Annotated in this window: 14 protein-coding genes and 1 pseudogene; 5 read left to right on the top strand and 10 right to left on the bottom strand. The window is 30.3% G+C overall.

From position 1 onward, the window contains the following. Positions 1-18: 18 nt before the first annotated feature. The 6 genes from HX062_RS11260 to HX062_RS11235 all read right to left on the bottom strand — a co-directional run bounded on the left by HX062_RS11260 (position 19) and on the right by HX062_RS11235 (position 4,255). The gene (locus HX062_RS11260; RefSeq protein ID WP_286467480.1) at positions 19-309 is read right to left on the bottom strand and encodes a DUF6520 family protein; all 291 of its coding nucleotides are present in this window, start codon (positions 307-309) and stop codon (positions 19-21) included. Positions 310-360: 51 nt separating this feature from the next. After that, positions 361-1,833, bottom strand: a complete 1,473-nt coding sequence (locus tag HX062_RS11255) for a MauE/DoxX family redox-associated membrane protein (protein WP_286467479.1) — start codon at positions 1,831-1,833, stop codon at positions 361-363. An 87-nt stretch (positions 1,834-1,920) separates the two neighbouring features. Beyond that, positions 1,921-2,562 (bottom strand): response regulator transcription factor, encoded by a 642-nt coding sequence (locus HX062_RS11250; protein WP_286467477.1) that lies wholly within the window; start codon positions 2,560-2,562, stop codon positions 1,921-1,923. After that, complete coding sequence (locus HX062_RS11245) at positions 2,555-3,313, bottom strand: sensor histidine kinase (protein ID WP_286467475.1); 759 nt, start codon at positions 3,311-3,313, stop codon at positions 2,555-2,557. Before HX062_RS11245 ends, HX062_RS11250 begins: the two co-directional genes overlap by 8 nt. Next, on the bottom strand, positions 3,298-3,933 hold the full coding sequence (locus tag HX062_RS11240; RefSeq protein WP_286467474.1) for a hypothetical protein: 636 nt from the start codon (positions 3,931-3,933) through the stop codon (positions 3,298-3,300). The genes HX062_RS11245 and HX062_RS11240 overlap by 16 nt, the downstream gene beginning before the upstream one ends. Positions 3,934-3,937: 4 nt before the next feature. After that, positions 3,938-4,255: a hypothetical protein gene (locus HX062_RS11235; protein WP_286467473.1), complete on the bottom strand. Its 318-nt coding sequence runs from the start codon at positions 4,253-4,255 to the stop codon at positions 3,938-3,940. Positions 4,256-4,450: 195 nt separating this feature from the next. On the opposite strand from HX062_RS11235, the gene HX062_RS11230 reads away from it, so the two are divergent. The 3 genes from HX062_RS11230 (at position 4,451) to HX062_RS11220 (ending at position 11,699) form a co-directional block, all read left to right on the top strand. Then, complete coding sequence (locus HX062_RS11230; protein WP_286467471.1) at positions 4,451-5,290, top strand: RteC domain-containing protein; 840 nt, start codon at positions 4,451-4,453, stop codon at positions 5,288-5,290. 653 nt (positions 5,291-5,943) lie between these two features. After that, positions 5,944-8,838: a tetratricopeptide repeat protein gene (locus HX062_RS11225; RefSeq protein WP_286467470.1), complete on the top strand. Its 2,895-nt coding sequence runs from the start codon at positions 5,944-5,946 to the stop codon at positions 8,836-8,838. Between the two features lie 824 nt (positions 8,839-9,662). After that, a complete protein-coding gene (locus HX062_RS11220) occupies positions 9,663-11,699 on the top strand; it encodes a sensor histidine kinase (RefSeq protein ID WP_286467469.1) in 2,037 nt (678 codons plus the stop codon). A gap of 94 nt (positions 11,700-11,793) precedes the next feature. Here the strand turns inward: HX062_RS11220 and HX062_RS11215 are convergent, their stop codons facing one another. Beyond that, entirely contained in the window at positions 11,794-12,702 is a 909-nt protein-coding gene (locus tag HX062_RS11215) for a DUF4822 domain-containing protein (RefSeq protein ID WP_286467468.1), read from the bottom strand. Positions 12,703-12,981: 279 nt separating this feature from the next. Between HX062_RS11215 and HX062_RS11210 the strand changes: the two genes are divergently transcribed. Further along, a complete protein-coding gene (locus HX062_RS11210) occupies positions 12,982-14,382 on the top strand; it encodes a phosphatase PAP2 family protein (RefSeq protein WP_286467466.1) in 1,401 nt (466 codons plus the stop codon). 126 nt (positions 14,383-14,508) lie between these two features. Beyond that, positions 14,509-14,721 (top strand): hypothetical protein, encoded by a 213-nt coding sequence (locus HX062_RS11205; RefSeq protein WP_286467465.1) that lies wholly within the window; start codon positions 14,509-14,511, stop codon positions 14,719-14,721. 332 nt (positions 14,722-15,053) lie between these two features. Here HX062_RS11205 and HX062_RS11200 read toward each other — a convergent pair whose 3' ends face one another. From HX062_RS11200 to HX062_RS11190, 3 genes and pseudogenes are all read right to left on the bottom strand, one after another. Beyond that, positions 15,054-15,605, bottom strand: coding sequence for a lipocalin family protein (locus HX062_RS11200; RefSeq protein WP_286467464.1), 552 nt, complete (start codon positions 15,603-15,605; stop codon positions 15,054-15,056). Positions 15,606-15,859: 254 nt separating this feature from the next. Continuing rightward, positions 15,860-18,235: a phage tail-like protein gene (locus HX062_RS11195; protein WP_286467463.1), complete on the bottom strand. Its 2,376-nt coding sequence runs from the start codon at positions 18,233-18,235 to the stop codon at positions 15,860-15,862. Between the two features lie 41 nt (positions 18,236-18,276). After that, a pseudogene (locus HX062_RS11190) lies at positions 18,277-19,641 on the bottom strand (hypothetical protein); the annotation flags it as partial.

Raw genomic sequence — 19,641 nt, 5'->3', positions numbered from 1 at the left:
GGGCGTTTATATATCAAACTATTCAGTTTTGTACAAAAGCCTAGTACAAACTGTTTCGTTTAATTTTGGATTAAACTCTTTACCATATAACTGATGGTCAATAATACCATCCGACCATGTGCACACTGTTGCTCCATTAATATCGCATGAAGCTACTTTTTTGATACAAACAACGCCTTGAGAATCCATCTTTTGATAAGCATCCTCAGCAATTTGTTCATTTTTCATTGCGTTTGTTGCAAATGCACTTCCGATAGCAATCGCAAATACTGCCATTGGCATTGCTGCTGTTTTAAAAAACTTTTTCATCTTACTAAAATTTATTGGTTGATAGCTTATTTTTTAAAGTGAAGCCAAACTTTACTCAAACTTATCTGTTAGTGATTTGGCCATTCGATAACGGACAAGCTTTTGATCAAATAAACCATAGAGATAATGGTCTGTGACAATTAAATCAATAAGCTTACTATCCCCTAGGTGATAGATATAAAAGCTAGCTATATAATTGTCTTTTTTAAAGTCGTAGATATCAACAATACTAGCTTGTTTCCAGATAGCTTCGGACTCGTTTTGTCCAAGAGAATTTGATACAATAAACAAGAGATTGTTTTTAACCACTACTTTTTTGTTTATAGCGCTTATAGGTGTTGTCATTTTGTTTTCTCCTGTACTTAGTTTAGAAGAAGTTATAGTTACAGCTTTAGTTCTATCTATAGTGTGCCGTTGACTAATTAAATCCAAAGTTTCACTAATCAAAATGTATTTATTCTTGTAGAAATATGTATAGAGCAACGTTTTGTGTTCTTTACTAAAGCTGAAAATACCGTCACTATCAAATACTCCATCAGAATCACTCTCTAGCAAAGTTGAATTTAAATTGACTCTTGGAGTAGTCTTAGTATTAATAAGTCCTAAAATATTATTGTAGTCTTCACTACTTTGACTTTTAATGGCAATAGAAGTTGAATCTAAGGGGATATAATCGGTAAAATAGGCTTCTCTAAAGCTGAATATTTCTGTAGTCTTGGTCTTTTCATTGGAATTAAGCATCCCTTTATAGACAATTGGAATTGAACCATCTGCTAAATAGAAATTGGGATAATCAGTCTTTAATCGTAAATATCGATATCCAAATTGTGTAGAGTCAATTTGAATAGTGAAATCTTCTCTATTTAGAAGTGAATCAACACTTATAAAAATAAGGGGAGATACACTATTACCTAAATAAACTTTGTTTTTATTATAGCCTGAGAGATAAAAAGTATTTACGCTTAAATCTAGGGTATCATCCTCTACCACGCCATGAGGCAAATACCTTCTAATAAATGGATTCTCTTTTTTTATAATATGTTCTGAGGATAGAAAAAGCACAATAACAAGTAAACTACTTATAATTGTTGTGAGGGTTGATCCTAGATAAAATCGTTTTCTTTTCTGATCAAGAAAAAATAAAGCAACTAAGGCCAGTAGATTAACTATAATATTAAACCACAGATGCTCGTTCCATCCCATCTTTTCAAGTATTCCACCACAAGAACAAGGAATGAAATCACTGTAATTCAGTATCAGGTAAATATAGAGAGTAAATGCAACCATAAGCCCATAACTAAGATAAAGGCCTAGGAGTCTTGTTGTTTTAGTACAAAGCAGTAAAGCAAATAATAGTTCGGCTCCTAGCACTAAATAAGCAATGATATTGGCGTAAGCGCTAAGCAGTGGGGACTGTGTTAACTGAACCTGAAAAGCTTCAAAAGTAATGAGCTTACTTATGGCTGCATATACAAAAAGTAAAATATAGAAGTAGGATATTATAAGGACGTATTTGGCTTTCATAGTCGTTGCATTTTGGGATAATCAAAACTACAATTCACTATAATTCAAATCAATACGTGTTTTCACGGTTTTTTTATCGTGTTTTCACTACTTAAAATCACTATCCTCAATATAATGCCATCGCAAGGCATATAAGATAACTCCAATAAAATTCTTAGAATCTGTTTTTTGCATCAATGTTTCCTTATATTTTTCAATAGTTCTTGTACTTAAATTAAGCATTTCAGCAATTTGTTTAACAGTGTACTGCATGGCATAAAGCCTGATTATTTCAATTTCTTTATCCGATAAAACAACCTGTTGAGATGTTTTTTGATCCTCTATTTGATCCACAATATCTCGGATTTGATTGTCATAATAAAGCCCATCAGACTTTACAGCATAAATGGCATTTTTGAGTTTTGAAAATGAAATATTCTTTGTCAAATAACCCGATATATTATGCTTAAGCATTCGCTCTATACTATAAGAATCATCAAAACTAGTCAGTATTAGAATTTTAATCTTTGGATAATCCTTTTCAAGCAAATTTGCTATTTGATAGCCATCCATTATTGGCATCTGAATATCTAAAAAAACAATATCTATCTCTGTGGTTTTTAGTCTCTCAAATAGCTCAATACCATTGGAACAATCAAACAAAACTTCTACATCTTCAACTTGAGAAAGCAAACGTAAAAAGCTCTTGCGAAACAATTTATGATCATCTACTACTCCTATTCTAATCATATTCGTTTCTTTTTATTGTTATACGAATATCGTTCCCATCATCTGTAGAATCATGGATAAATTCGGCTTGTAGCTGTACAATACGAGCTTTTATATTTGAAAGACCAAGTCCTTTATTTTGATTATCAAAGCTATATTTAACACCGTCATCAACAAGATGTAGACATAGTGAGTCATCTTGCCAAACAAGATTAATCATTGCTTTTTTTGCATAACTATGTTTAATAATATTATGAATTAACTCTTGTACAATCCGGTAAAGTTCAAATTTTTGAATTTCATTTAATACAAAAGTTGGCTTATTTGATATAAACGTGAACTCAAGATCACTTACTTTTGAGACTCTTTTTATATAATTGTTCAAAAGAACGCTAATGGTGTTATCATTAACTAACGGAGGAGCTAAATTATAACTTATTCTCAGTGCCTCATCATAACACAGTTGGACACCATCGCGCAAATCTGCTATTGTTTCAGCCTGCATATTCTTATTGGGACTGAGTTCTAAAACTGAAACTAGATTTTGTATAGTTGCTAGATCACTACAAAGCCCATCATGCAACTCTTTTGCCATACGTTCCCTTTCTTTGTGCTCAACAATAAGATTGGTTCTTAATTGTTCTTTTAATTGCTCGTTATGGTGTCTTACTATCTTTTTTTGATAGAAAATAACTAGAATAATAACCATAATAGCTAAAGAGATCATAATGAAAGTTCCTAGCCAAAAAAATAAGTTTAAATCATTTTGCATACACCGATAGATATTGTTATTCTTAAAATCAAACTTGCTATAATATTAACCAGCCAATAATCATAAATATATAAATCGCTTTTATCAATAAAGCCAAGGAGAGTAAATACAGAAATCGTTGTGACATAATAAAAGAAAAGCCCCATTACAATAAAAAACTGACTCTCATTGTATAGCTTTAAAATCTTCTTCTGATTTGACACCTGTCTAACCCACAAAAAGGTACACAGCAAAACAAAAAAAGTACTGTATAATTTATTTAGTCCTGTTGACATTAAATACGAATCAGTATCAAAACAACATAAAGACAAAATGTAAAACAAAACAAAAAGACCTAGTAAACTTTGAAAAAGCCACTTAGGTCTTTGAGTTATATAATTCTCAAACAAAAAATATAGAGTTGCAAACTCAAAAGCTGGATAAATCAGATACCATAATACAACACTAACTTGTAGTTGTAAACTAACAACGTATTCATACACAGATGAAAGGACCATAAGTCCAACTAAAGGTAGAACCACTCTATTTGCTTTAGTCCTATACTTATGACCAGCCAAAAACAAACTAAGTGGGGCACATCCCGCTATAAGTGTTGCATATAAAAGTATGCTGTAAAACATTTAATCATTTTTTTACTAATTGACTTTGCTTAGGACATAAAGGAGGACAAAGAACAAGGTGCTCTAGTATAATTCCTTGTGTCATATCCTCTCCACTCTCATCCACGCCTACCAAGACCAAATTACTTTGATTTGTATCAGAGTCTAATCCTGGATAAATCCGAAGTCCAATACAACCTTCTTGTTCGAGTAACTCGTCTAACTTATCGAGTCCTACAAAGTAACTTTTGGGTAAATCAAGATTATTCTCTTGATAAGCATGTGTAAATTCAATAGCCTTATCAAGGCTAATTTGTGTTCCTGAATTCTTGTTAACATTCATAAAATTAAGCATTTAAAGTTAATAATGTAAATATTTATAATATTCAATTAAGATGCAATACGTGTTTTCCGCATATTTTATCGTGTTTTCACGTATTGATTAGTAAAGTGACTTTGTGTTATTTTAAAAAGGCAAATACTACATCTATTTTTTGAGCAAATGATATCCATAATTAACCAACCAAACTCAATAATTATGGAACATCAAAACATGATTTTAAAAAATGCTTTAAACTCAATTAAAAGTAAAGAAGCAGAATTAGGTCTTTTAGAATCTATTACTATTGAAAAAACACTAGAAATAATACATTTTATTCAGCTTGTACTTCTGAATATAAAAACCACTATTCTAAAAAATGGCTTTACAAATCAATCAGATGAAGTTGTTTTTTTTAAAGTTATTAAACCCAAAATTCTTAGTAAGCTAATTTTTTACAATAAAGTTTATAGGATAGAATTGAGTTGTCCTTTAGATTATACCTCTCAGCATAAATACTACCTTAAGAAAATAGAAGAACTGAATTTGGAATATAAAAAACACTTTAGTCAGTGTGATTTCTATAAATACTACAAATCAAACCGATCGGATAAAGATCTAGAATATTTCACTCTAGGTAAAATTACGCCACTTATTGGCATCAACAGCTTCGCCTTTGAAATAGATACTCTTTTTTCTACTTACTATGATTATAAGGTCTCTCGAATACTCGCTCATAATCTATTGCAATATTATCTACAAGAGAAAATAGATACACAATTAAGAAGAACTCAACCTTGTCCATCCATATCAGAGACACTTGTTTGGTCAGAATCTCAAAATGCACTTATAGAACTCATCTATGCTTTATATGTATCTGGTTCAATAAATAATGGAAAACTTGAAATACGTAAAATTGCAATACTCTTTCAACAATTATTTGGCATTACACTCTTGGATATACATCATGCCTTTCACCGAATGAAAACAAGGGCGAAATCAAAAACTAGCTATTTAGATAAACTAAAGGAAACATTAGAAGAGTATATGAATAATTAAACAATTAAAATAGCCTTACAAATTAGCTAAATTTACTAGTAAGGCTATTCTAATTTAGTAATTTTAAATAGTTATATCCGTCAATTAAATTTTGTCACAATAAAAGAGATTAAAAATAATCTTAATAAATTAAAAGAATATACAATGGATAAGCTCAAAATGCCTGTTTTCTTTTATTGGCAGTATGGAATTGGGACATCATTATACTTATATTAAAGTCAAATTCATCAATTGAGACAGTTATCTCTAAAATTAAAACTGATGGATTGGAATTAGGAAGGTATTTATGACCTTTGTTAATTGCTATTTTCGGAAATTCTTTTTCCATTTTTTATGTACTTAATTAACTATCCTTATGTAGGCCCCCCAGTTGGAGCAACTTTTAGTACTGTTGCTGCTTTTTCTATTCAACAAGCGTTTAATAAATAAACTACTCTTCTTTATTCCGTTGTTCTATTAGTTTTAAAACGGAAGGAATATATAAAGCGATTTAGGTGTATAATTGTGAAATCAATTATAAAAAACGATTCAAAGTAACTATTCGCCTCTATTATTTTAACATTTACTTTTAATTTTTCAACTAAGTTAAAGTATAAAGTAATTTTTTAGATATGAAATCGTTTTCTTTACTTTTGGTTTTCTAAAAACTCCCCATGCTTAACAACAATACAACTCCTTATTTTAGCATTCTTTTTGCTTTTTTAATTAGCTTCACTCTTTTTGCACAAGAAGGTAATTCAGTACAACAAAGAAAAATTGATTCTCTTACGACCCTACTTCAAAAACAAACTTCGCCTGATACTACAACGGTAAATCAAATGAAGGATTTAGCTAATCTTCTTGTTAGGGTATCACAGTTAGATAGTGCGATCAGTTACGCAGAAAAGTCAAAAAAACTAGCGCAAAAATTGAACTTTAAAAATGGAGAAGTTGACGCTTTCCAACTCATTGGGATTGCCAGTGTGTTTAAAGGTGACTATACAAAAGCATTAGAAAACTACCATTCTAGCTTAAGAATAATAGAAAAGATCGGAGATAAATGGGGTATTGCAAATACATACAATCACATTGGAATTGCTCATTTATATCAAGGAAACTATCCAGAAGCATTGGAAAATTACTTTAAATCCTTAAAATTATTTGAAGAACTCGAGTATAAAAAAGGCATTTTAAATTCGCTAAACAACATTGGAATTGTTTATAAAAATCAAGAAAAGTATGCTAAAGCATTGGAAAACTATCACCTTACTTTAAAAATGTATCAAGAAAGTGAAGATAAACAGGGAATTGGAATGGCATACAACAACATTGGAAATATTTATCAACTTCAAGGTAAATATCCGGAAGCTTTAGAGAACCACCTTGCGGCTTTAAAAATAAAAAAAGAACTGGGAAATAAACAAGAAATGGCTGGTTCTTATAATAACATAGGTGTTATTTATAAAGAGCAAGGCAAATACGCTGAAGCCTTAGCAAACTACTTCACATACTTACAATTATCCCAAGAAATCGGAGATAAATCAGGAATTGCACAAGCGCAAACCAATATAGGTCTTGTTGAATTGCGATTAAATCACCCAGAATCTGCTAAAAGATACAACGAAAAAGCCCTATCACTTGCCAAAGAAATAGGCATGAAAACTTTGCTTAAAGATATTTACTACAATACAACACAAGTGGACAGTACCCTTGGTAACTTTAAAGATGCTTTCGAAAACTACAAGCAATACATTGTCTATCGCGACAGTCTAAACAATGAAGAAACTGAAAAGAAAAGTTTAAAGGCGTCCATGGGGTATGAATACGATAAGAAAGCAGCTGTTATTCAAGCTGAACTTAAAACGAAAAACTTAGAACGCAATGTGGCATTTGCAGGGTTTGGTGTTATGGGGTTTTTAACTATTTTGACTATTTATTTTTTCAAGTTGAGAGGTAAGAAATTAAAGGTCGAAAAGCAAAATCTCGAATTACAACGCAAAGAAGTAGAGATTATAAAGGAAAATGAACAGTTTAAAACCCGATTTTTAGCTAATATTTCACATGAATTTAGAACACCGCTCACCTTAATTAACGGACATGTAGAAGTGTTGAAAGAAAGTGGACGCCAAGAAGATTTTGTCCATTTTAATGAAATTGAACACAACGGAAAACGATTACTTACGCTCATCAATCAGTTGTTGGACTTATCAAAAATGGAAAGTGGCCAATACAAGTTGGAATACAAAAGAGGAAATGTAATCAACGAGACTAGTATGTTAGTACAATCGTTCCATTCCTATGCGGAACAACACGGCATTGCTCTTTTGCTTCAACAAACCGAAGAAGCAAAATATTTAGCTGAGCATCCTTTTACTTATTCGTCAGAGGCCTTGGCTATTATTATGACCAACTTAATCTCCAATGCAATTAAATACACACCAGCTGGTGGAAGTGTAACAGCTCACATCGATTATGTGGATTCAAAGATGAGGGTTTCCATTGCCGATACAGGAGAAGGTATTGCAGTAGAACACTTACCTAAAATTTTCGAGCGTTTTTATCAAGTGGACGAACCAGGAAAACGCACTTATGCCGGTTCGGGTATTGGATTGGCTTTGGTTAAAGAATTGACGATACTCCATGGTGGTGACATTGCGGTAGAGTCTCCTATCGAAGGTGGTTGTATTTTTACTTTTTGGATCGAAAGTGCAGCAACAGAAGATATAGAAGATGCAGCGGCTGTTGAACACAATACAATCTTTCCTGCCAAAACAGCAACTGAAGATACAACTCGTGATGCTCAAGATGAAAACCCAGAACTTCCTTTATTGCTTATTATAGAAGATCAACTAGAACTTCGTTCTTTCATCGTTCAGAATCTAGGTAGCCAATACCGCTATGAGGAAGCGTCAAATGGTACGGATGGAATAAGACTCGCAAAAGAATTACTTCCCGATTTAATTATTAGTGATGTGATGATGCCAGATACAGATGGACTTGAATTGTGTGAAACACTCAAAAACAATATAGCCACTTCTCATATTCCAATTATGTTGCTTACGGCAAAAGCAGAACAAAAAGACAAGCTAATTGGGTTAGAAACTGGAGCAGATGATTACCTAACCAAACCGTTTTCACTCCAGGAACTCAAACTCCGTGTAAAAAACATTTTAGCTTTTAAAGCATTACTTCGAAAGAAATTCAATGGAAATAATCTTCCAACAGCAGAAGAAACACCCGAATTGAATAGCCGCGATCGAAAATTCGTTGACGATGTAACTGTAATGGTAGAAACCAATATTTCTAATCCGCAATTTAGCGTAAATACTTTAGCAGAAGGTATATTTCTATCCGTTAGTCAACTCACTCGTAAACTGAAAACCATCACGGGAAAAACGCCTGCGGATTACATTCGAAATATTCGCCTTGAAAAGGCTTGTGCATTGTTGAAAAATGGAGGAAGTGTTGCTGATGTTGCTTGGGCAGTTGGTTTTGAAGATGCTGTTTACTTTAGCAAGGTATTCAAGAAACATTTTGGATTTTCTCCTTCTTCTGTAAAAAACAAATAGTATTCATTGATTCAACTAAAAAACAGTTAAGTAGTTCTTTTTAGTTGATCGCTAGTATATTCCTAGGCTAGGATTTAATTGTGATTCGTTAATAATGTATTCAATTGATTGATAAATACATCTTCTGATTTCTTAATTGATTCACTATTGGAATTTGCAATTAATTCAACATTTAAAATACTAAATTATTTATTGTATTGATTAAGTATGTTTGCATTGAAAAGTTGTTCTGTTTTTTATAGAATGGATATCTGATGATCAAATTTAAACAAAAGTGCACGAATATATTTTGAAAAAGAAGGATATTTAGATTAATTTTTAAGATTTTAAATATTTTAGTAGATAGTTAAAGTGCTTTGGTGGCCAAGTGCAGTACGACTGAAAATTTATATTTTAAAAAAAACGTTAACGTAGAATTATAAAAGGAAAAACAAATATAAAAACCGATAATATAAGTTATCGGCTTTCTAATCTATATAAAAAAGGGAGATCCCCCCTATTCTGTATGTCTTATAAATAGCTAATTTCAGACTTTTAAATTTTGTGTATCATGAAATAGTCGAACTTTTAAATCAATGATTTTAAACACCTTATTTCATATATAAAGATATGATCCTTAATAACACTAAAAAAAGAGTATCAATAGCGTCTGTTTTTTTTCATCATAAACCTTTAATTTTATCTAAGGAGGATACAAATGAAAACCTTTATATTTGTTTCTTTATTTTAGCCAATTTATTTACATAATGATGGAGCATTTATTCTTCTTTTTTAGTCTTTCGTTTATATACTGTACATTTTCGAAACTTTCTAGCTTCACATTAATGTTTATACATAAAGCGAAACCATCATTCATATATATATTACCTATTGTATTTATTTTCTTTTTTCTATTTGGATGCAATCGTAAACAAACTATACATCAAACAGACCTAGATAATCTATATGCATACAAACGTACTCAAATCCAAAAAGATAGTATTGCCAATAAATACAGTAAAGCAGGTTACGAAATTCTACAATCAGACCAAAGTAAGAAAAAGAATAAACAAATAGATAGCTTAATTTCAAAGTTACGCTGGAGTAGTAATACAGAACTCTTTTTTAAACTAGTAAAAACTGCCGAACAACAAGCTAAAGAACAATATGATATTTCTAGATTGGCACACCTTTATGAAAATATGGCCGTTTATTATCATGATGAACAACAATTAGATAGTGTTTATACCTATTATCTTAAGGCAGAACATTTATATAAAGAAAGTAAAGATAGTATAGCCTTAGCTGAAAATATTTATTATCAAGCTCGTTTACTCTATGAAGTAGATTTGTATCAGGAATCAGAATCGAAGCTTGATTTCGCATTAAATATTTTAAAAAAGGATCCAAAAAACCCAATAAATATAGAAGCGAATCAGCTAAAAACATTTTACAAAAAAGAAACAGATAAAGATATAATACAGGGGTTAATTGTATTAGAACAAATCTATTATCAATTAAAAAAGGATAAAGGAATATATACTATTTTACCAAAAGAAAAATTCAATCTTGCATTTGCTAATTTGTGTTTAAACATAGCTTTAAACTATATTGATTTAGGTCAATTATCAAAGGCTAAGGATTTTTGTTTAGAAGGATTAGACAACGCTAAAAATATAAAAGCAAATCAAATACAAGCGCATTTAAACTGGTCTTACCACAAAATATTATATCAACAAGGATTGCAGAAAAATATTGTAAATGATTTAATAGACTCTTATAACACATACATAGAATTAAACCATCCTTTTTACGCCATATCATTATCCACTTATATAGCAGAATTATACAGAGAACAAAACCAAACTTATCAATCCTTGAACTGGTTACTAAAGGCTTATGAATTAGCAGATAAAAATAAGTTCTACAAACAAAAAAAAGAAGTAATACAACAATTGTTAGAAGCTCATCCTACCTATGAAACACAGGAATTAATTGCTGAACTAGTTAATACATCTTACTTTATGGAAGAGCAACAGAATAAAATAGTAAAAAGTTTTACAAAAATTGAGTTTGACACTTTTATATTAGAACAAGAAAACTCAATACTAAAACAACGCGTTATTTTATTGTATTTCATCATAACAAGTGCTATAATTAGTTTTATTTTTATTTTCATTGTAGTGAGATTGCGAATTAAAAATAGGGAATTAATTTATGCTAATGATAAACAACAAAAAAATGAACAAATCTTAAATTTAATACTAGAAAAAGAAAACATTGAGAATCAGACTATTTTAAAAGAACGTAATCGTATTGCTAGAGATTTACATGATGGAGTGGTTAATAGCATTTTTACTCTTCGCTTTAATACACAACTATTACAAATTCCTAATGAAGAATTAAAAAATAGTTTAATTAAAGAACTTATACATCTAGAACATGTTATACGAAATATATCTCATTCATTCGCATACCACGATGTTTTGCAAAACAAATCATTTGAAAAGCTTCTAAATGAATTAGTCAACAAACAAAATAATGAAAATAAAACTGACTATAGTTTTGAGTGCAATATTAATCTTGAATATTTAACTAACCATCAAAAAATTAATATTTATCTAATTATTCAAGAGTGTTTTCAAAATGTGAATAAACACGCTAATGCTAGTAAATGTAAACTCAGTGTTGCTTTTGAAAATAACTACATTATTTTTAGTATTAAAGATAATGGTTTAGGCATGAAGTATAATTCCAATCATGGTATTGGACTTAAAAATATAAAAGAAAGAGCAGACAATATATCAGCTAAGTTAAAAATTGAATCTGAATCGAATAAAGGAACAACGCTATTATTAACTATTTTAGTAGAATCAATTTAAAACGAATACGCAAAAAAAAAAGCAGACATCCCCAACAAGTTAATGATAGTTGAGGACGTCTTTTTGCTTAATTGGAAAAAATACAAATAACTAATTAATTGATAGGTTCATGCTCCACCCTTAACAAAGTTTGTTCAACTTGTATATCATAGGTGAATTTATCATTTGTTAATTCAAAAATATCTACTGTTCTTTCAAATGTAATAGATCCATCTGCTGCTCTCCCCATTAAAGTTCTAGTCTTACCATCTAATGAAACATACCAATCGCCTTGAGAGCGAACAGCTGATTTATCTCCATAAGCTGTTATTAGAAAACTACCATTAACGTACTTATTATCCTTATTTTTAGGAAAATATGCTCTACCACTATCATTTATATAATATGCATCGCCAGAAAAGTTTGAGGCTGGAGGCACAGCTCTATCTAACTCTATAGCTTTATCTATCCCGTTTGTAATATCCAAAACCTTAGTAGTTTTCCATTCTACACTTGATAAAATTTCAGCTGGAGTATTTGGTTCAGGGTGATTAGTAACAGGAATATGTTCAACACTATAAATAATCTCTGGACTATTTACATCTGCAATCGAGTAGGTAAACTTTTTATTATTCAATTCTATTATATCTACTGAACGTTCAAAAGCTATTTCATTTTTTGAGTTATACGCCTTTAAATTGCGTTTAGAATCATTATCTGTTAAACTCCATAAACCAAACATTTTATGACCATCGTTAAAATCCACAATTCTAAAAGTTCCATTGGTGTTATAATAAGCATATCCTGCATACATAGCACCTGGCATAATATCTAAGCTAATATCGTTACCTTTATTATCCACTATTTTTGAGGTAATCCATACGTGATTTGATAATATTTTAGCCCCTGATTCTTTCTTTGTAATAATTTCGTTTTTAGAATCATCACTAGAACAAGAAAAACTTGCAATTGACAACGATACCAAAAAACCTACTGCTAAAAATTTCAATAAACTTCTTTTCATATTTTACTATTCTTAATGTTTTAATTAATTTGAACCAAAAATAAACACTAAATACATTACTAGAATAAAAAAAACATCGTTTTTAACATTTATTATCCTAAAAGGATATTTTAAAACACATACTTTTATAATATCCTTTTAGGATAATAAATAATAGCAATGGATACACCTTAACAAAAAAATACTTGACAAAAAATGAGTAAGCTTTAAACATGACTATAAGTGTATATTCATATAAAAACATAATTATAATCCTATACAAACAAAAATGAATTCAATATGAAAAAAATAAAAGCCTTGTATTTTTTATCACTTCTATTCACAACTTCAATAGCCCATGCTTTTCAAGAGGATCTTGGTTCTGCCTATAAGAAGAATTATACTAACTATAAAGTATCTGATTCTATCTTTCCAAAATCATTCTGGAATAGTGAATCTGTTAAAATAACTTTCGTTCCAACTATTTTTTTTGGCTCGACAGCTATAACCTGGAATGGCAGAGAGCATATTCTTGAGACTAGAAATAAATATATTCCCGAATTTGCCAATACTTTTGATGATTATCTACAATATGCTCCTGGAGCTTTAGCTTTTGGTTTAAAAGCATCTGGGGTTAATGGTAGAAATAATATAAGGCGAAGCGTGTACAATTATGCTGGAAGCATGCTAATTACTGGAATTTTTGTAAACAGTTTAAAATACTCAACCAAAGTAATGAGACCCGATGGTAGTACTGCTAATTCATGGCCATCTGGTCATGCAGCAACTGCTTTTGCCAATGCAGCATTTTTAGATAAAGAATATGGATTGGTTAATCCTTCTTATTCTATCACAGGTTACGGAATGGCCATCATAACAGGGATAGGTCGTAGCATGAATAATAGACACTGGTCACCTGATATTCTAGCAGGTGCTGGTTTTGGAATTCTTTCCACTAATTTGGCTTACTTTTTCATTGATAAAATATATGGTAATAAAGGAGATAATCTGAGTTTCTTATCTAAAATTGAAGGCAATGAAACCCCTTCTTTCTTAGCAGTTAGATTAGGAGCTAGTTTTAATAGTAATAACATACTTAAATTTCATAACGATGGACCTGAGGCTAAAATTGGTTGGGAAGCAGGCTTTGAAGGCGCTTATTTTTTCACAAAATCAATAGGGATTGGAGGAGAGTTTACCATATCAGGATATCCTTTAGCACAAAATAATACAAACAAACTGGAAGCTTCTGATACTTTTGAACAGTATAATCTTTCTACCGTAAATTCTGCACTTGGTTTCATGAATGCTGGTATTGGTCCCTATTATGCGTTTCATTTTTCTTCTAAATTTAATATGATGTTAAAAGCTACAATAGGGTATTCTTTTGGGGCCTCTGGTAAAATTGAAGCCAAACAAAATGACACTGATATATTTCTACCAGTTAACATTCTAGATGACATGACTATTAGCTCTTATAAACCTCATAGTTCTTTTCGTTGGTCAACAGGTACAGCTTTTACCTACAATATAACCGATCAATTAGGATTATCTTTATACGCAGATTATTCTACTACTAAGCCTACCATTAGATATACACCAGGAAATCCTCAGCTTAATTCTTCAAATAATAAATTTGAGTCCAATAAGGCTGACTTACACTATCTTTCGACAGGGCTCAGATTAACGGCTTATTTTTAGAGATAAGTAAGCTGATTAATAATAAACATCTCCCATTATTTAACATTTTTAATATCAAAAATGTTAAAAATAATTAATTTTAAACCATTTACAAAGATTATAATTATTTTTGTATAAAAATTCAATATGAAAGTTAAATTTAAGGATGAAAAACAACTAAATGTTGTTATGAGCACTATTTCAAATTATGTGCAAATATATAGTATAGAAAATAATATAAAATCTGTCAATGATATGGGTTCTCATGTAGAAACTTTGTATTTATTTTTAAAAGATCATAGTAATGATAAAAAATCCTATACAGATACAATAGATAAATTATTAAAAAAGACTGAATAACCATTTTTAGTTTAAATCTTTACAATTCAGATAATAAATATTTTTATATTAATCTTTTAGAAAAATATGGTATAAAATATGAAAATAAAAAACATATTATATTCATTTTTTTAATTACATTTGCAATTCATAAACAACTGTTATATTTCTAATATGTAAATTTTAATGAAAGTAATTAGATCTAATATTTAACGCAACTGTATTAGTGTCTAAAATATACTTAGATTGGTTTTCTAATTTACAATTAGTTAATAACTAAAAGGGAGCTTATATTAGCTCCCTTTTTATTTTATATATAGTAATATTAATCGTTAAAAAAATGAATATATCATCTAAAAGTAAGGATTATGCAGTTTATCGTGTTTAACCCAAATTAAACGAGAGGTATTATATCCAATTTGTTGTGCCTTGTTTACAAAATCTAATTTTATATTATCAGGGATAAATTTTTCTCGAGACAACATCCATAAATAATTTAAATCCTTCCCTACAACTAAAGCATATTTATAATCCTTATCAAGTGCAACTATATTGTATCCTGAATAAAAAGGTCCAAAAAAACTTACTTCCAACGCTCCTTGATCTTCATTATTTCTAAATCTGGCTTTACCATCAATTTTTTTCCATTTTTTTGTCTTGTGATTAAAACCAATATTTACTACTTGAATTGTTCCATCTTCATTTAAAGAGTAATGTGCAGATGTATTATCTAAATCTTTTTCAAAATAAAGATCAAATCTTGCTATTTCATACCAAGTACCTAAGTAGGATTTAATTTCAAAATTTTCAACTACGGTTGCTTTTTCAGGTATTACCTTATTATCACAACTAACAAAAAAAACTAAAAATAAGATTAAATTAAATTTTAAAAGCTTAGATTCCATATACAAACATTTATACTCTATATTTATAGGTCATAACATCATACAATACTATTATTTTATTTCGTTAAAAACAAAGTATAAAACAATAAATTTAAACAAACAAACAATAAAGATTATCTATTAACAGAAATAAACACACATAATAAATATAATTTTTTTTTGATTTATTCTATAGAATTATAAGATTTTTAATTATAACAAAAAAGGCTACTTAGTTCGATTCTAAGTAGCCTTGTTCTTATTCATTATTTATTTTAAGGAATTTGATAATTTACATCTGTATTCTCTTGAACATATATTATTGCCCAAGTCAATGTATTGGCATACATAATACTATTAAATACAATTGTACCTCCGTTGTAAGTTTTAGAGATTGGTGCCCCACCTGATGTTATAGCAGCTGGCCAAATTGTAGTCGAGTTATTACTAGCACTTCCTGCTGTCCATCCTGAATCACCAATATATACATATCCTAAAGAATTATGCTTTAAAAACCATGAACGATCTGTATTACCTTGTTGATGAACGAAACTCTTTAATTCACTTGAGTAGCCCGTAACATAGTAAGAATTATTTACATCACTTCCTGTATTTTTACCTCTTAAATCCCCAAATGGTCCATTTAAAATTGGATCATCTAAATTTAGTACTGGATTTATATAAGTCTGACCAGTTCCTGATACGGTTGTATTTGCTGAATACGCAATAGCGTTAATCATGTTTTCTGTAGAAGTTGCACCATTTTCTTGTGAATGAATCAATACTCCTTTTTTATTCTTAACAAAATCTGCTAAAATCACTATAGAATTTGCATCAGGTTGATAATTATATCCAATAACAACTACGTCAATTTTATTACTATTAATACTGTTCTTTAAAGTATTTCCTTGTATATAGTTTCCATTAAAAATCGTTATACCTTCCATCTTTACAGTTCCATTAGGACCAAAATTACTCCCAGCTTGTGGAATTGCTCTTGATGCTTCAGATCCAGAAGCTGATCCAAGTTGATAGGCGCCTCCACCAAGACCTAATATATTCATTTTTCGATATAAATATTCGATATTTCTATTACATGTATTAGCTCCTATAGAACTATTTGTTGTTATAGTGTAGCGATGAATTCCTCCTGTAACTGGAGTTCCCGTAGCAGTCAAGGTAACTTCTTGTGTACCTGTTATTGTAAAAGTACCACTTGCTGAAAATGTTACTCCATTTACCGTATTGGTAGAAATAGAATAAGCACCTGGATATTGAACATTAACATTTAATATCATTTTATTTTCAGTAGTCATTGCAATATTGGGCGCATATGAGCCCTCTAATTGAATAGATGAACATATTAAATTATAAGCTACTGGTTGAGCTGTTACTGTAACATCAAAAGAACAAGGTGATATCATTCCACTAGCTGCATTTAAAGTAAAAGTATGATCCCCTGGAGTAGTCGGCGTACCAACTGCTGTTAATACAACATTTCTTTCTCCAATACTATCAAAAGATAAAGGTCCAGAAGTAAAATGAATTCCAGCAACAGGATTAGTGCTAATACTAGTCTCACCAGTGGCTTGAACATCAACTTTAATAGTTACAGTATTTGAGGCAGTCATAGCCTCATCCTGCTTATAAACACCTGCTATAGTCGCTTGAGAGCAATCTACTGTATATTTAATTGGTTGTACAGTAATTTCAGCTGTACAAGCAGCTGACATCTGATCTGAATTGGTTGTAAAAGTAAACGAATTAGTCCCTGAACTAATAGGTGTTCCCGTTCCTAACAACTCTACGGTCTGCTCACCTGCTTGACTAAAATTACCAGTTCCTCTAAAAGAATACCCATTACTTGTATTGGTTGTTATACTCCAATATCCAACAGAAATAACATTAACTTTTAAAACTATTTTATGTGTATTTGTCAAAGTTTGTCCAATCATATAGGCTCCTTCAATAGAAGTGTCTGGACATACGATACTATAATTAACATTAGCTCTTTCTACAAAAATATATTTTTCACAATTACTTTCTCTATTATTCAGTAAAATAGTCAATCTATCACCTTGAGCACCTGAATCATACCCGTTATTCGGTGTACCTATTCCTGGGACAAAAAGCGTATATGCACCTGCGGTAGGAAATGTTCCTTTAGTTGTAAAATAATATCCATTATCTGTTGTAGCAGTTAATTCATAGGTACCTGCTTGAGTTACAGTAACTGGAATAGTTAAAAAGTTTGAAGAATTTAAAAATTCACCTTGTTTAAAGTTCCCATTTGACTGTACTGAACTACATTGTAGATTAGTGATTTCAAATACAGCAGGCGGTGGTGTTCCACATAAACTCAACCAAGTATCTTGAATCGTACTCCAATAATTGAAACACCCTGTTGTACTATTGTAAATCAATAAACCATCTGTTCGATTCTCTATAGCTATAGCATCCCTTTGTTGCGTTGTTAAACGAGGGGCTAAAAAACCTTTATTAACACTTTCTAATTCTAATATAACTCCAGGATTCGGAGTGGCACTTGTACCCGATATTGTTCCATCTTTAATTTTAGTCATATGGGTTTGAGCCAAACTAGAAAAAGCCGTAAAAAGAAGTATCAATAATAATGAAAACTTATATTTCATATACTTATATGTAGTGGTATTATAACTCATAATTTAAAAGTTTAGTTTTTACTTTTTAACTCTAACAATTCTTGCTCTAATTGCTCTAATTTTTGATAAAACATTTTATTTATCATTTCCAATTCATTTATTTTAGTTTCTTTTTCCTCTAAAAGATTAATCTTTTTTAATACTTCACGATTTAAAGTTTCTAATTCTTTTATCCTAGCTTCTTTCTGCTCTAACTCATTATTTTGTTCAATCATATGTAAATACAACTCTTCCGTTTTCTCTAGAAGTTGGACAGAAAGTTCCGAAACATTAATTGCATACCCTTCTTCTGATTTCTTCAATTCATGGATTGGTGTAATACCAGGTAAATGACGATTTTCTCTAATAAAATCAGCAATATCATCTAATTCCTTAAACTTATAATCATATTTAAGTGCAGAGTAACCATCAAAATAATTTTCAAAAACATAATCAGCATAATAACTATTAACTGCAGTTATACTTCCATTAACTCTCAACTTTTCATTTGGTGCATTAGAAGGTTCTGTAAAACCAATTCCTACCCAACCTCTTGTATAAATATCAGATGTATTAGATGTTGCTACTTTTTGTGTTGCAGAATCATACCAAGGATGTTTATTTATTGTCTCTAAATCAATTGTATGAATGATTTGTTTTTCATCAGTATACAATAGAGAATTTGTACTTGCATCAAATTCTAACTTAGTTAATGATTCCCCATCTCCAACTAAATCAGTTAATTTTAAGATAGTTTCTTCTCCCTTTTCATTAGTATAAGTTAGAACATGAGCTATAGGATCATAAACTAAAGTTGTAAGTGTTTCACTTCCCTTCACCAATACTTTTATATCGATAGGGTTTAAATTCCCATTTTCATCTTTATATGTTAAGGTATAAATATCAATAACTTCACCACTTTCTTCTGTCTCTTGTGTTTTTACATTTTCTAATGTTGTCAAAGTTTCATGATCTTTTACTAGACTCGGAATATTAATTTCTGTTGCTGTGCTATTTTCACTTGTATAAGTAAACACATCGTTAACATTAACTAAAGTCGTTAGCGTTTCATTGGCTTTTACAACAGAAGAAATATCCAAACTAACTGTATCACCATCTTCATTGATATAAGTAAAAGAACTACCATCATAGTAAACATTTCCCCCTACTGTTTTGATGATGTTGTTGATGATATCCTGAACCTCTGTAGTGTTGATGATAGTCTCAAAATTGCTGATAACATCTGCCTTTACATCGATAACTACAGGTGTTCCTGCCTCATTGGTATAAGTGTATTGTCCATTACCTGAAGCATCTTTTACTAAAGTCGTTAGCGTTTCATTGGCTTTTACAACAGAAGAAATATCCAAACTAACTGTATCACCATCTTCATTGAT

The organism is Myroides sp. DF42-4-2, assembly GCF_030326445.1.
Lineage (GTDB): Bacteria > Bacteroidota > Bacteroidia > Flavobacteriales > Flavobacteriaceae > Flavobacterium.
Note: the sequence above shows the minus strand (reverse complement) of the source record. Positions and strands in the feature narration are given on the sequence as shown.

Bases quoted from the DNA above. Each gene is read 5' to 3' on its own strand.
- HX062_RS11260 (WP_286467480.1), bottom strand. From the start codon at position 309: ATGAAAAAGTTTTTTAAAACAGCAGCAATGCCAATGGCAGTATTTGCG.
- HX062_RS11255 (WP_286467479.1), bottom strand. From the start codon at position 1,833: ATGAAAGCCAAATACGTCCTTATAATATCCTACTTCTATATTTTACTT.
- HX062_RS11250 (WP_286467477.1), bottom strand. From the start codon at position 2,562: ATGATTAGAATAGGAGTAGTAGATGATCATAAATTGTTTCGCAAGAGC.
- HX062_RS11245 (WP_286467475.1), bottom strand. From the start codon at position 3,313: ATGCAAAATGATTTAAACTTATTTTTTTGGCTAGGAACTTTCATTATG.
- HX062_RS11240 (WP_286467474.1), bottom strand. From the start codon at position 3,933: ATGTTTTACAGCATACTTTTATATGCAACACTTATAGCGGGATGTGCC.
- HX062_RS11235 (WP_286467473.1), bottom strand. From the start codon at position 4,255: ATGAATGTTAACAAGAATTCAGGAACACAAATTAGCCTTGATAAGGCT.
- HX062_RS11230 (WP_286467471.1), top strand. From the start codon at position 4,451: ATGGAACATCAAAACATGATTTTAAAAAATGCTTTAAACTCAATTAAA.
- HX062_RS11225 (WP_286467470.1), top strand. From the start codon at position 5,944: ATGCTTAACAACAATACAACTCCTTATTTTAGCATTCTTTTTGCTTTT.
- HX062_RS11220 (WP_286467469.1), top strand. From the start codon at position 9,663: ATGTTTATACATAAAGCGAAACCATCATTCATATATATATTACCTATT.
- HX062_RS11215 (WP_286467468.1), bottom strand. From the start codon at position 12,702: ATGAAAAGAAGTTTATTGAAATTTTTAGCAGTAGGTTTTTTGGTATCG.
- HX062_RS11210 (WP_286467466.1), top strand. From the start codon at position 12,982: ATGAAAAAAATAAAAGCCTTGTATTTTTTATCACTTCTATTCACAACT.
- HX062_RS11205 (WP_286467465.1), top strand. From the start codon at position 14,509: ATGAAAGTTAAATTTAAGGATGAAAAACAACTAAATGTTGTTATGAGC.
- HX062_RS11200 (WP_286467464.1), bottom strand. From the start codon at position 15,605: ATGGAATCTAAGCTTTTAAAATTTAATTTAATCTTATTTTTAGTTTTT.
- HX062_RS11195 (WP_286467463.1), bottom strand. From the start codon at position 18,235: ATGAAATATAAGTTTTCATTATTATTGATACTTCTTTTTACGGCTTTT.